Origin of the sequence: Campylobacter coli LMG 9860, assembly GCF_000254135.1 — a bacterium.
Lineage (GTDB): Bacteria > Campylobacterota > Campylobacteria > Campylobacterales > Campylobacteraceae > Campylobacter_D > Campylobacter_D coli.
In genome coordinates this window covers 31779-45801 of record NZ_AINS01000011.1, presented here as the reverse complement: position 1 = coordinate 45801, position 14023 = coordinate 31779, and the positions used below count along the sequence as shown (strand labels likewise).

General features: G+C 32.4%; 13 protein-coding genes. All 13 read right to left on the bottom strand.

Annotated elements, in window-relative coordinates; genetic code table 11:
• Window position 1 precedes the first annotated feature (1 nt).
• The 13 genes from CCO88_RS02185 to ileS all read right to left on the bottom strand — a co-directional run bounded on the left by CCO88_RS02185 (window position 2) and on the right by ileS (window position 13938).
• Complete coding sequence (locus tag CCO88_RS02185) at window positions 2-2209, bottom strand: endonuclease MutS2 (protein ID WP_002839227.1); 2208 nt, start codon at window positions 2207-2209, stop codon at window positions 2-4.
• Window positions 2202-2552: a hypothetical protein gene (locus CCO88_RS02180; RefSeq protein ID WP_002779109.1), complete on the bottom strand. Its 351-nt coding sequence runs from the start codon at window positions 2550-2552 to the stop codon at window positions 2202-2204. The genes CCO88_RS02185 and CCO88_RS02180 overlap by 8 nt, the downstream gene beginning before the upstream one ends.
• Window positions 2545-3843 carry a UDP-N-acetylmuramate--L-alanine ligase gene (gene murC / locus CCO88_RS02175; protein ID WP_072233353.1) on the bottom strand — a complete coding sequence of 433 codons (1299 nt, stop codon included), beginning with the start codon at window positions 3841-3843 and terminating at the stop codon, window positions 2545-2547. The genes CCO88_RS02180 and murC overlap by 8 nt, the downstream gene beginning before the upstream one ends.
• 178 nt (window positions 3844-4021) lie before the next feature.
• Entirely contained in the window at window positions 4022-4477 is a 456-nt protein-coding gene (locus CCO88_RS02170; RefSeq protein ID WP_002813171.1) for a hypothetical protein, read from the bottom strand.
• Entirely contained in the window at window positions 4447-4653 is a 207-nt protein-coding gene (locus CCO88_RS02165) for a hypothetical protein (protein WP_002795637.1), read from the bottom strand. Before CCO88_RS02165 ends, CCO88_RS02170 begins: the two co-directional genes overlap by 31 nt.
• Before the next feature lie 9 nt (window positions 4654-4662).
• Window positions 4663-5016, bottom strand: coding sequence for a hypothetical protein (locus CCO88_RS10845; RefSeq protein ID WP_002779117.1), 354 nt, complete (start codon window positions 5014-5016; stop codon window positions 4663-4665).
• A 262-nt stretch (window positions 5017-5278) separates the two neighbouring features.
• A complete protein-coding gene (locus tag CCO88_RS02155) occupies window positions 5279-6793 on the bottom strand; it encodes an LTA synthase family protein (protein WP_002794126.1) in 1515 nt (504 codons plus the stop codon).
• 516 nt (window positions 6794-7309) lie between these two features.
• Entirely contained in the window at window positions 7310-8089 is a 780-nt protein-coding gene (locus CCO88_RS02150) for a carbon-nitrogen hydrolase family protein (protein WP_002806127.1), read from the bottom strand.
• Complete coding sequence (gene xseB / locus CCO88_RS02145; RefSeq protein WP_002777040.1) at window positions 8082-8255, bottom strand: exodeoxyribonuclease VII small subunit; 174 nt, start codon at window positions 8253-8255, stop codon at window positions 8082-8084. The genes CCO88_RS02150 and xseB overlap by 8 nt, the downstream gene beginning before the upstream one ends.
• Window positions 8252-9706 carry an IMP dehydrogenase gene (guaB, locus tag CCO88_RS02140; RefSeq protein WP_002780278.1) on the bottom strand — a complete coding sequence of 485 codons (1455 nt, stop codon included), beginning with the start codon at window positions 9704-9706 and terminating at the stop codon, window positions 8252-8254. The genes xseB and guaB overlap by 4 nt, the downstream gene beginning before the upstream one ends.
• A complete protein-coding gene (gatA, locus tag CCO88_RS02135; RefSeq protein ID WP_002780276.1) occupies window positions 9703-11070 on the bottom strand; it encodes an Asp-tRNA(Asn)/Glu-tRNA(Gln) amidotransferase subunit GatA in 1368 nt (455 codons plus the stop codon). Before gatA ends, guaB begins: the two co-directional genes overlap by 4 nt.
• The gene (locus tag CCO88_RS10840; protein WP_002777045.1) at window positions 11067-11189 is read right to left on the bottom strand and encodes a hypothetical protein; all 123 of its coding nucleotides are present in this window, start codon (window positions 11187-11189) and stop codon (window positions 11067-11069) included. Before CCO88_RS10840 ends, gatA begins: the two co-directional genes overlap by 4 nt.
• Window positions 11182-13938, bottom strand: a complete 2757-nt coding sequence (gene ileS / locus CCO88_RS02130; protein WP_002839221.1) for an isoleucine--tRNA ligase — start codon at window positions 13936-13938, stop codon at window positions 11182-11184. The genes CCO88_RS10840 and ileS overlap by 8 nt, the downstream gene beginning before the upstream one ends.
• Window positions 13939-14023: the final 85 nt, after the last annotated feature.

The window sequence follows — 14023 nt, the reverse complement described above, 5'->3', positions numbered from 1 at the left end:
CTTATAATCTCACCACCTTAGCACCAAAGCCACCTTGATTGATCGGTGCGTCATTAAAGCCCTTGACACTTTTATGAGTTTTCAAAAACTCTCTTACAGCAAAGGCAAGCTTTCCTGTTCCTATACCATGGTAAACTAAAACTTCATCAAAGCCTGCAAGCAAAGCATCTGAAATAAATTTATCAAGCCTTGAAACAGCTTCATCACTCCTAAGCCCATGCAAATCCAAGCTAACGCTTAGATTGCTAGGTTTTGTTACACTAATACTTGTTTTTGGACTTATTTTAGGTGTAGGAGTACTTTTTTTAAGCAGTTTTAAAGGCACACGAAGTTTGATCCCATCACTTTCAACCATAGCATCGTTTTTAGAAATGCTTATGATTTTACCCTTAATTTTTTCATATTTTACAAAATCCCCCACACGCAATTCTTCGTTTTGCTCCATACTTGGCAAGATGATTTCTTTTTTAAGTTCATTGGCTTTATTAAGACTTCTTTGCTTGTCTTTCATATCTTTAAGCTGTATGGTTTTTTTAGCTTCTTCTATGGCTTTGTGAAATTTAAATTCTAAATTTCTCAAACTCGTACGAAATTCTTGTTCATTTTTTTCTTTTTGCTCTTTTAAGGAAAGTAAAATTTCATCGACTTTTTGCTCTTTTTTCTCGATATTTTCAAGCTTAGCTTTTAGTTCTAATTCAAGATTGATATTTTTACCCACAAGCTCTTCTAAATTTTCTTTATCCTCGCCATAAAGCTTTTTAGCCTCGCTAACTAAATTCGGCGGAATCTGATAACGCAAAGCGGTTTCAAAGGCATAAGATTTTCCTATGGTGCCTTTTAAAAACTCGTATTTTGGGCGTGAAAGCTCTTCATCATATAAGGCAGCGATGAGTTCAACTTGCTCATTTTTTGCTAAAAGCATGGCAAGGCGTTTGTGGTGTGTAGTAATGATGATTTTAAGATTATTAGCTATGAGTTTTGAAATCAACACACTATACAAACAAGCCGCTTCTTCAAAATCTGTTCCAAGCTCTATTTCATCGATACCTAAAAGCAAATTTTTCTTAGAAAAAAGCCTGGAAAAGTGCAACATTCTTCCTGCAAAAGTTGAAATGTCGTTTTTAACATTTTGCGGATCTTCTATGATGGCATCAAATTCTTTAAAAGTACCGATTTTACTTTCACTTGCTTTTATATGCATAGGCAAAAGATGTTTAGCTAAAAATGCTGCGCTTAGCATGGATTTTAAAAGCATGGATTTTCCGCCTGCATTTACCCCTGTGATGATTAAAACTTGTTTTTTAAATTCCAAACTCACGCTTTTTGGATTTTTTAAGGCAGGATGGGCGAAATTTTTAAGCACTAAATCCGTACTTTGATCGCACAAAATAAATTCAAAATCCCTTTTTTTAGCAAGCAAAACTCTAGCACTATAATGGTCAAAAAGATCAAAGGCTGTATTGATAAATTTTAAAAAAGGTAGATTTTTTGCTAAAAAAGCTGAGAAATTTTTAGCGTATTCATAATAAATTTCTTCTTTTTGATTTTTGATTTTTTCTATATCATTTTGCAAATTTTCAACACTTAAAGGCACGATATAAAAGCCACCGCCACTACTTCTACCTATGATTTTTGCTTTAATAGCGTGATTAAACCCACCTCTTACAAGCAAGGCTTCAAGATTGTTTATAAGATGGATTTGTGTATCGATAAGATAAGGCATTAAAGCTTTTGTATAGCAAAATTTCTTAAACTCAGCTATTATGCTTTCATTTTTTAATCTTAGAGCGGCATTAAGATTTACAAGTCTTTCATCTAAGCTTTCTTTTAATTCCCCTTTTTCATCGAAATTCAAACAAAGCTCCAAAGCCCCGCTAACAAATTCTATCTTTTGTAGCCAAGAGTCTAAATTTGTTCCTAGTTTTATTTTTTTTAACTTTTCAAAATAACGAAAAATTTTTACAAATTCAAAGATTTCATCTAAATGTAAAATTCCTTGCTTACTTAAATGTACTAAGGCTTTATCAAGATTGCTAAGCTCTGGCATAGTAGGAAATTCCACCTCACAAAGCTCATGTATGCGTTTAAAATGAAGGTTAGAATCTCCTTGCAAAAAAATCTCCTTATCTCTTGCAAAAAGGGCTTTAAACTCTTCTAAATAGCTGTTTAAATCAAGCTTTGAGATCAATTCTTCTTTTGTATCATTCATCGTTTAACCTACAATCTCTAATATCGATAATCAACGAATTAAAGCTTTGATTATTATCCTTTGATATAAAGCTTCCTGTCCCAAATTCGTAATTAAAATAAGCTTTAGAGATATTTATATCTTTACATAAAATATTTTTATTTTGATTAAAAGCTACGATAATATCTGTTCTTAAATGACTTTTTTGCGTGTTTTCAAATTCAAAAAATACCGCTAAAACAATAAAAATCACAAGCAAAATACCAAAAAAAGGTTTAGTTTTTTTGCCTAATTTTTCACGCAAAGCAAAAGTGATTAAGGCTAAAATTAAAATAATTAAAAGATATAAAAAAAACCTACTCATTTTTTTGCCTTAATTTATTACTGATATCTCCTGCGCCAAAACCTATAATAAGCCCTTCTTCAAAAACCTGCCCCTTAGAAGCCACCAAAAATTTACCCTCTCTTTTAATATCTTCTACAAATAAAGCCTTAGGAAAAACCGCTTTTAAATCAAGTTCTATAGGCTCTTCTCCTGCGGCATAAACAGGTAAAATTACAAGCTCATCAACACCTTCAAAAGCCTTTGCAAATTCCTTTAAATTTGTAGCCAAACGCGTGTAGCGGTGGGGTTCAAAGATAGCTGTGATTTTTTTATATCTACCTAATTTTGCGTATTCTTGTGCTGCGCTTAAAGTCGCTTTTATTTCGGTAGGATGATGACCATAATCATCAATTAAAACCAAATTTTCATCAGCATGTAAAATATCAAAACGCTTTTTAATACCTTGATAATTTTTAAGCCTAGTTCTTATCATTTCTATATCTAAAAAATTTAGAGCCGCCAAAATCGCCAAAGACGCATCAAGGGCTAAATGATATCCCATGCCAAAAACCTTAAATTCACCTAAATCTTTCAACTCAAAGCTTGTAAAAGGTTTGAAATTTTCTATACACATGGTGCAGTTTTTGATATCTTTACTTGGATAAAGTTTGATTGACTCATTTTTATAATTTTTCAAAAACTCATCTTCAGCATTAATCACGCGAATTTTAGCCACATCTAAAAACTGCGTATAAGCATGATGGAGTTTTGAAACTTCATTGCCATAATGATCTAAATGCTCTGCTTCTGCATTAGTAACTATAGCCAAATAAGGATTTGAATTTAAAAAAGAACTATCGCTCTCATCAGCTTCAAAAACCAGGTTTTGACTTTCTTTATAAATCATATTTGAACCAAATTCTTTTAAAATCGCTCCGATGATCACAGAAGCATCATCAAGCAAAGAAGCCAAAATACTTGAAGTTGTGCTTTTTCCATGTGCTCCTGCAACTGCAAAAACGCGCTTATCTTCTAAGATAAGAGGTAAGGCCTCCTTGCGTGAAAGGCATTCAATGCCTAATTCTTTAGCGTGTTTAAATTCAGGATTTTCTTCTTTGATAGCGGCAGAATAAATAACTAAATCTTTATTTAAAATATTGTCTTTATGATGAGGGATGCTGACCTTAACCCCTTCTTTTTCTAGTTCTTTGGTAATTTTGCTTTCTTTAAGATCACTCCCGCTAATCTTAAAGCCTTTTTCTTTTAAAAATCTTGCTAAAGCGGAAATTCCTATACCGCCTATACCGATAAAATGGATATTTTGCATTATCTAAGCCTTTGTATTGTAAAGCTTAAATTTTAACACTTTTTTACTAAAATAAAAATATAAAAAAGCTCTTAAAACTTTATAAAAAAGCATTATTTTTAAAAATTTATATATTCTTTATTAACTCCCAAATCATTTCATTTTTAAAAAAATCAATTTTTCATTTCCTTGTGTATTATTTTCATTCATCTTTTTTCTCTTTTCTGAGTTCCATTGCTTCTTTAAGGAAAGTGGTATCAATTTCACTAGTAGCGTTTACATGGAAAAAGATTTTTTCAAATTCTTCATCACTTAAGCCTAGCAAATAAGGCATTACATAGGGTTTTATAATGGCATTAATTCTTTCAAAACAACCTTTTGTTGGATCATCGCCATCACTGAATAAACCAGGTTCAAGGTATTCTTTGGCCTTATCTCCAAAGGTATGTATCACTATATGTCCTGGAGAAGGTGAATATGAAATTTTACGATAATACACAAAAAAAGTTCCTAAAGGAAAAACCAAATCATTTTTAATATAATACTCAATCACAAGTTTTTCTTTTGTGATATAAATTCTTTTAATATTTGCCATTTTATAGATCGCTCGTGCAAATGCATATATGCCTAAAAGAAATGTAAAAAAACTATAAACCATTTATAATCTATTTCTTTATTAAATAATCTAGGAAATAAATAAAGAAAAAAACATAAAAATACAATATATGTTATCCAATAAAGCAAAAACGAAGGTATATCCTTTTTTCCTTCCCAAATGATTTCATCTTGAGTGTCTTGTTCTTTGATTTCTGTGTTATTGTTTGTTTGGCTCATTTTTATCCTTTACTCTGCCTTAAGCTCTCCACCTTTAACCACAAGTCCATTAGAGTCTATAATCACTTCTACTCCGCCTGCTTTAATAATAACACAATCTTTCTTAGTAACAATTTGAGTATCACCTACTTGATGGAGGATTTGATTACCTGCCTTTACTTCACAATCTGTTTGAAAGTCAAAAGTTGAATTGTCTGATTCTAAAGAATATTGCTCTTCTATCTTTGTTTGCATGGAATTAGACTTTAAAGATGTGTTATCTTGTATATGGGCGGATAAATTTTGATGAACATTAAGGAAAAATTCTTTTTCTATTGTTTGGGTTAAAGACTTTTCTATTAATAATTTATTTTCTCCCTTCACATTCCTTATCTCATCTTTATGGATAATAGTATTTTGATTTGCACCTATTTCTATGTCTTTGTTTTCTCCTACAAACTCATGAGAGTTTTTAGCTATTCTTACTTTATTATCTACTCCTACATTTAAAGTATTGCTTAATCCTACTAATTTTTCAAAAGCGGAAATTCCTATACCACCTAACCGATAAAATGGATATTTTTCATTATTTAAGCCTTTAATACTTTTTTATTAAAAAATATAGAAAAACCCTTAAATACAAAATCTATTCATTGTTTTTAGTTTTTAAATTAACCAATCTATAGCTTAATTGTTTTTGAAACAACTCTTTATAAATTTTTGAAAAATTCTTATGATATAAATCTAACTCAAAAGCTTTATTTGTATCTTTTATACTAGCATTATTTTCAAAATAATAACCTTTATTTCCATCATATACTCCATCTTGATCAATCCAAACAACCTCATTGAAACCAAATTCTAATTTTTGATTTTTTATAGGTGCTAGCATATTTCTTCCACCTAGGCTTAAATATTTTGTGTTATTAAGAGTAAGATTGTAAAGCGTTGGAAAAATATCCTTATGTGAACCTACGCGGTTTTTATCATAATAAATATCATTTTTTAAATACTTTGGAAGATATAAATAAAAAGGCACACTATAAGCAAAAGCTTTTTGAGAGTTTATATCCATCTTAATATCTCTAAACCTGTGATCGCCTGTAGCAGCAATAATAATATTTTCCTTAAATTTACTTTCTTTTATGCGATCTAAAAACATTCCAAATTCATCATTTGCGTACGCATAAGTATTTAAAGCTTCTGTGGAATTATCAATAATAAATTGATTTAATATTTTTTCATCTAGATTTTCTGTATCAATAAGCTGTTTTTTACTTTTGTGTATATAAGGCCTATGAGTGGAAATACTAAGAGAGATGACAAGCGTGGGACTTTTAGCATTTTCAAAAATAGAATATATTTTTTTATACATAAACTCATCAGCTATGCCATATTTATGTTTTGTTTCTTTAGCTTGTGGAAAATCTTGCATAAGTGTATTTTCATCTATGATTTGATCCGCACCTTGATTTTTAAAATAATTTCCAAGATTATACCAAGAAGCATTACCACTATAAACAAATATTATTCTATATCCTGCGTTTTTGTAAATTTGCAAAGGTGTGAAGGCCAACTCTTCTTTTTGATATAAACCATTTGAAATAGTATTTGGGCTTAAAAAAATCAAACGATTAAGGCTTTCTATAGTATTATTTGCACTAGATAAAAACCTAGTAAAAACAATATCTTGCTCAAAATGTTTTTTTAAGTTTCCAAAAAGATCAATTTTTTTAGTGCTAAACTCCGCCAAATTTAAACCAAAACTTTCCATGATATTAACATAAATGTGATTTTTGGCATGATTTTGATGTGGTAAAGTAGTGTCAAACATAGGAAAAAGTTTTTCCTCTAATTGATTAAGCTGTTTTGTATCTACACTTTTAAATTCTTGTTGATTTTTGTACTCTTTATATGCCCAAGAAAAAGCCATCAAAGGATTTGTTGAAATTTCATTAAAAGCCTTTATAGTGCTAAATTCATAGCTTGAAACCCTTAAGGCATTGTAAGTAAAATGTCCTCGCAATGCCACAACATAAGCATAGATTAGTAAAATATTTAAAAAGATAAAAAATATTGGCTTTATTTGTATTTCTTTTAATTTTAAATTAAGAATTTTAATATTGATCCAAATGCAAAATATACTAAAAATCACAGCCAAAAGAAGCATTCTTATAATAGGATAATCAGAAAAGACTATAGATAGTATAGCTTTAGTATCGTCATCTTTTAAACCAAAAATAAAAATATCAATTTTACTCGCATAGAGTTGAAAATAATAATAATGTACAAAAGTAGAAATTAAAACAATAAAAGATATAAAAGCTATATAAAGACTAGAAAGGTAGAAATAAAATTTAGAGATTACCCCCCCCATGATATTATATTTTCTATTTTTAAAGACTAAACCTATATAAGAAAATAAACCGCACAAAAATAAAGGTAAAAAAATAGCACTAAAAGTTCTCATATCATGGCCTAATCCATACATATACACCATTAGGCTATTTTCACTTTCATTGGTTAAATTTTTTACCATTAAAGACCTAACCAAAGCAAAAATTCCCATAAAAATAAAACTAAAAGAAAAAATTTGCAATAAAATCTTTCTCATTATTATCCTTTAAAATAAAATCACATTATGTAAAAAATTTTTATATATCTAATAAAATTAGTCTTAAAAGTTTTTAACTATCTTATCAAAAGCCCAAATTTTTCTAGCTTCATCTGCTTTTTTAGGTTCTACGATAAGCATTTCTTCTTCAGAGCCCAGTCTGCTTTCTATCTCTCCAAAAGCATTGATAAGCATACTATCGCCATAAAAGCTCCATTCATCTTTTGTAGTGCCTATGCGATTTACCCTTAAGATATTTGTAGAATTTAAAAAAGCTCTTGTTTTTAAAAGCTCTTCCCATCTTTGTTTGCTTTCAAAGGTGCAAGCACTAGGAACGATAACTAAATCAATCTTTTTAGCCATAATTTGTTGCCAAAAAATATCAAAATGTACTTCAAAGCCAAAAAGCAAAGCGCATTTTAATTTATCGTGATTAAAAGTAAAAAGTTTTAAGTTGCCCTTATTGATTTTATTGCTAAAAAATTTTTCCTCATTCCAGTGATTATAAGGCATTAAAACTTGCTGTTCATAAGTTTTGATATGGTTTGGAGCGACCTTTAAACAAAGCTTTTTATATCCCTTAGTTTCTACACTGATATAAGGAGCGATGATTTCAAGCTCATATTTTTTAGCAAGCCTAATCAAGCTTTCTTTTTTAGCTTCGCTTTGCTCTTTAATCATAGACTTTGGCATAGCCAAAAGCTCTGTAAAAAAACTATTAAGCACATATTCGCCCAAAACAACCAAATTCGCTCCACTATCCTTAGAAGCTTTTAGATAATAATCAAGCCTTGATTCGCTCAATGCTAAAGTCGGAAACTGCAAAGCAGCAATCTTACTCATCGATATGCTCCACTTCAAGCCTTGCTTTTTCAAGAGCAAGCCTTGCTTTTTCAATGCTTTTTAATCCTTCTTTGTAAATTTTCACACTTTCGTCTAAGCTTAGTTCTTTATCATTGAGTTTCTCTAAGGATTCATTTGCATTTTTTAAGTTTTCTTCAAAACTCATTGATTTACCTTATAATTTGGCGCTTCATGAGTTATCGTTACATCGTGAACATGGCTTTCTTTAAGTCCCGCACTTGTGATTTCAACAAATTCAGCCCTTGCTTGAAAATCTTCTATATCTTTAGCACCCACATAACCCATAGAAGAACGAAGCCCTCCTAAAAGCTGATGTACGACACTTTTTATACTTCCTACATAAGGCACGCGCCCTTCTATGCCTTCAGGAACTAATTTATCTTGTGCAGTTCCTTGCTGAAAATATCTATCTGAACTTCCTTTTTGCATAGCCCCTATCGATCCCATGCCACGGTAGGATTTGTATTGTCTTCCTTGGTAGGTAAAGAGCTCACCCGGGCTCTCATCTGTACCTGCTAAAAGAGAACCTATCATGATCGAACTCGCACCCGCTGCCAAAGCCTTTGCAATATCACCTGAATACTTAATCCCTCCATCAGCGATCACAGGAACACCATATTTTTTAGCCTCCATAGCACACTCATCAATAGCTGAAATTTGAGGTACACCTACTCCTGAAACGATACGCGTAGTACAAATACTTCCTGGGCCAATACCCACTTTAACAGCATCAGCACCTGCTTCACAAAGTGCTTTTGCAGCAGCTGCGGTAGCGATATTGCCCGCGATTAAATCCAAATTTGGATATTTTTCTTTAACGCTTTTTACTGTATCAATGATACCCTTAGAATGCCCGTGCGCTGAATCAAGAACTACCGCATCCACTCCAGCCTCTACCAAAGCATCCACTCGATCCATTTGTCCTACTCCAATCGCAGCCGCTACGCGCAATCTTCCAAAACTATCTTTATTTGCATCTGGATATTCTTTGCGTTTTTTAAGATCTTTTATAGTGATAAGTCCTTCTAAGCGTCCTTGCTCATCAACTATAGGAAGTTTTTCTACCTTGTTTTTACTAAAAATTTTCTCTGCATCATCTAAAGTGCACCCTTTAGGAGCTGTGATCAAAGGAGCCTTAGTCATTACATTTTCAACCAAATTTGAATAATCATTTTCAAATCTCAAATCGCGATTAGTAAGAATGCCTATGAGCTTTCTATCGCTATCTATCACAGGAACTCCTGAAATTCTATACTCCGCCATGATTTCCAAAGCCTCTGCTACACTTGCTTTAGGACCTACAAAAATAGGATCTATGATCACCCCGCTTTCACTTTTTTTCACTCTTTTGACTTCTCTTACCTGCGAAGCTATATCCATATTTTTATGAATTACACCAAGCCCACCAAGTCTTGCCATCATGATAGCAGCTCTGTGCTCTGTCACTGTATCCATAGCAGCAGAGATTAAAGGCATATTTAAAGTGATGTTTTTAGTAAGTTTGGTATGAATTTTTACCTGCTTAGGTAAAACCTCAGAGTAGCAAGGGCGTAAAAGTACATCCTCAAAAGTCAAAGCGCGCTTAATTATATTCATTTATTTTCCTTTATAATTTTTTCTAAACTTAAAGCTCCATCTAGCAAGGTTCGCTCATCATAAGCCTTGCAAATAAGCTGGGCTGAGATATTAAGCCCTTCTTTATCCTCGCTCACAGGCACACTAATGCCTCCAAGTCCTGCTAAATTTACAGAGATAGTATAAACATCTTCTAAATAAGTTTGCATAGGGCTTTTTTGAGTATCAAATTTAAAAGCCGTTGTAGGAGTTACAGGCATAAAAATAAGATCACAATCTTGTAATATTTCTTCATATTTTGCCTTGATAAAAGCCCTAGCTTTTTGTGCTTTTATATAATAAGCATCATAATAACCACTGCTTAAAACAAAGGTTCCTAGTAAAATTCTTCTTTTTACCTCTTCACCAAAACCTTCGCTACGAGTATTAATATACATATCTTTAAGATTTTCTGTATTTTGCGAGCGTTTTCCATAACGCACCCCATCATAACGACTTAAATTTGCACTCGCTTCAGCTGTTGCGATGATATAATACGCTGCGATATCAAACTTAGAATCAAGCATATTTTTATAAACAATTTCATGTCCATTTGCTTTTAACATCTCTATACTTTTTAAAAGCGCGGCTTTTACTTCAGCGCTTGCTTCATTGACATAATTTTCTATCACAGCAATTCTCAATTTTTTCTCTGCATTTAAATTAGGAGCAGTAGGTGTAAAATCTACTTTCGCACTTGTGCTATCCATCTTATCATAACCTGCAATGGCATCATAAAGAATAGCTGCATCTTCTACATTTTGCGTTAAAACGCCTATTTGATCAAGGCTTGAAGAATAAGAAGCAAGCCCATATCGACTCACTCTTCCATAGCTAGGCTTAAACCCCACACAACCACAAAAAGCAGCTGGTTGACGCACTGAACCACCCGTATCGCTACCCAAACTAGCCAAAGCCAAACCACCTGCTACGGCAGCAGCACTACCACCACTTGAACCACCTGGAACTCGAGCGAAATTTAAAGGATTTAGGGTTTTTCCATAAAATGAAGTTGCACTTGAGCTTCCCATGGCAAATTCATCCATATTAGTCCGTCCATAAGGACTAAAACCTTTAGATCTTAAATTTTTAATAGCAGTAGCATCATAAGGAGCTACATATCCTTGTAAAATTTTACTTGCGCAAGTTAATTCCCAGTCTTTTACACTGATATTATCTTTAATCGCTATAGGTATACCTTCACCCCCATCGCTTAAGTCTTTACCTAAGAATTGCTCTATATAAGCACCTATTTTATTTTCTTTCTTAGCCTTATCATTGAGTTCTTTTTTTAGATTTTCAAGCTCTTCTTTAGAGTATTTCAAAGCTTCTTTTAAGGTTATCATTCTTTTTCCTTCTGTTTCTTTGCCAAATTTTTAATAAAAACAACCGCCACTGCACAAAAAATAGCGGTGATTGCTATAGTAGCTATAATAATGGAATTGGGGATAGGATTATCAAGCATGTTTTAAAACCTCAGCGCAACGCATGCAAGGCTCATCCTCTTTAGCGCTTTCTACTTTCCAACATCTAGGACATTTGCAAAGCGTAGCTTTCATAATCCTAAAGCTCTCATTCTCCACTTCAAATTCACACAAAACTTCACCCTGTAAATTTTCATCAAAACTTACCATAAACCAATCATTTAATTCATCTTTAGGTATAGAATTTAAAAGTTTTGAATTTGTGTCAAGATTAAGTTCTAATGTTGATTTGATCACTTTGTCTTTTTTTAGTATATCGATATTTTCAAAGAATTTCTCACGCACGCTCAATAAAAATTCATCATCTATATTAAAATCATATTCAAATTTTTCTTCCAAGCTCAAATCAAATACATCCTTAGCATCGCCTTTTATCAAGCTATTAGCATGCTCTAAAGCCTCATCTACACTATAGGTTAAATTTGGAGCTAATAAATTTAAAAGTTCTCTAGCGATTAAAGCCATTGCCACTTGTGCGGATTTTCTGCGCTTGCTATTTTTAGCATCACAATACAGCCTGTCTTTGCTTATGTCAAGATAAATTCCACTTAAATCAGCGCTTAAGAAATTTAAAAGCACATTAAAACCTTTTGCAAATTCATAGGCTAAGAAATTTTCTTTAGCACTTTTAAATACGCGTGTAGCACGAGTCAGTATCCATTTATCTATAAAGCTAAATTCCTCTACTTCTAAATTTTCCAAGTCATTAGTATTTGCAAGTAAAAATCTTATGGTATTTCTTATTTTTCGGTATTGCTCGCCTACTTGTTTTAAGATATTGTCTGAAATTTTTAAATCAGTAGAATAATCACTCAAAAGTATCCAAAGTCTTAAAATTTCCACCCCATAAGTTTTAGCTACATACTCAGGAGCTATAACATTACCTTTGGATTTTGACATTTTTTGCCCTTTTTCATCTGTGGTAAAGCCATGGGTTAAGATACTTTCATAAGGAGCAAATTCATTGATAGCTGTTCCTACAAGCAAAGAGCTTTGAAACCAACCTCTATGCTGATCGCTTCCTTCTAGATACATACTTGCTCTTTTCTCTCCTGCATCGTAAATTCCGCTATTTAAAACCGCATTCCATGTGCTTCCACTATCAAACCAAACATCTAAAATATCATAAACTTTTTCTAAATTGTCTGCATTGTATTTTGAATTTTGTGGTATTAAATCTTTAATTTCAAATTCCCACCAAGCATCTGCTCCATGTTTTTCAAATATATTTGCCACAAAATCAAAAAGCTCAGCATCAAAAATCACTTCTTTAGTATTTTTATCTCTAAAGAAAGCTATAGGCGTCCCCCAATCTCTTTGTCTTGAAATACACCAATCAGGACGATTTTCCACCATAGAGCCTATTCTTTTTACTCCGCTTTGTGGATAAAATTTTGTTTTTAAAATTTGCTCTTTAGCACATTCTCTTAAAGTTTTGCCTTTTAATTTTGGCTCATCCATTAAAATAAACCATTGCTTAGTCGCTCTATAAATCACAGGTTTGTGAGTTCTCCAACAAAATGGATAGGAGTGTATGAATTTAGAAGAATATAGAAGATGATTTCCTAAAAGCTCTAAAATTTTTTCATTAGCCTTGAAGATATGAAGTCCTATAAACTCATCAAGCAAATCGGATGGCAAGAGTCCTTTGTGGCGTAAGGTTTCATCATAACAACCCCCATCATCCACAGGCATAATCACTTCTATATCGTATTTCAAACAAGCATAATAATCATCCTCGCCATGTCCTGGAGCTGTATGTACAAGTCCGCTTCCACCTTCCATTAAAACATGCTCGCCCATAATCAAGATGGATTTTCTTGAATTTAAAGGATTGATAGCTTCTAATTTTTCAAACTCTTTTGCATTAAGCTCTTTTTGAATTTCACCCTTTGTCAAACCTTTAGCTATCATACTTTCAAGCAAAGCACTAGCAAAAATCAATCCCTCTTTAGTGATAACATAGTTTTCATTTGGATTTAAAGCGATAGCTTGATTTGCCACCAAAGTCCAAGGAGTAGTAGTCCAAATCACTGCACTTGCTTTTGAAATGCCCAATTTTTGACAAGATTGCTCATCTAAGTCAAAAGCCACAAAAATAGAATAATCCTCTTTATCTTCGTATTCTACCTCAGCTTCAGCAAGAGCTGATTTAGCCGCCCAACTCCAAAAAACAGGTTTAGAACGCTCGCAAAGCAAACCTTTTTTAGCAATCTCGCATAAAGTGCGGTAAATCGCCGCTTCAAATTCAAATTTCATCGTAAGATACGGCTTATCCCAATCCGCAATCACACCAAGACTTTTAAATTCATCTCTTTGGATGTTCACAAATTCGTTTGCATGCTCTCTACAAAATGATCGAATTTCTTTTTTACTCAAGCTTTTTTTCTTATCTCCAAGTTTGATTTCAACTTGCTGTTCTATAGGCAAGCCATGACAATCCCAACCTGGAGTAAAGCGAATGCTTTCTCCATTAAAATAATGCGTTTTGATAATCGTTTCTTTTAAGATTTTATTTAAAGCATGTCCTATGTGGATATGTCCATTAGCATAAGGAGGGCCATCATGAAGAGTAAAAGCTTTCTTCGCCTCTTTGCGTTTTGTTTTCATTTTTTCATAAGCGTAATTCTTGCTAAACCATTTTTCAAATCTCTTTGGCTCAAATTCTGCCAAATTAGCGCGCATTGCAAAAGTAGTATTTGGCAAAAGCAGGGTATCTTTATAATCCATTGTTCCACCTAGATGAAGTTTTTATAATCTTAAATTCTACTCAAAATAATTTAAAATTTAGCTATAATTACTATAAAAAAGGAAA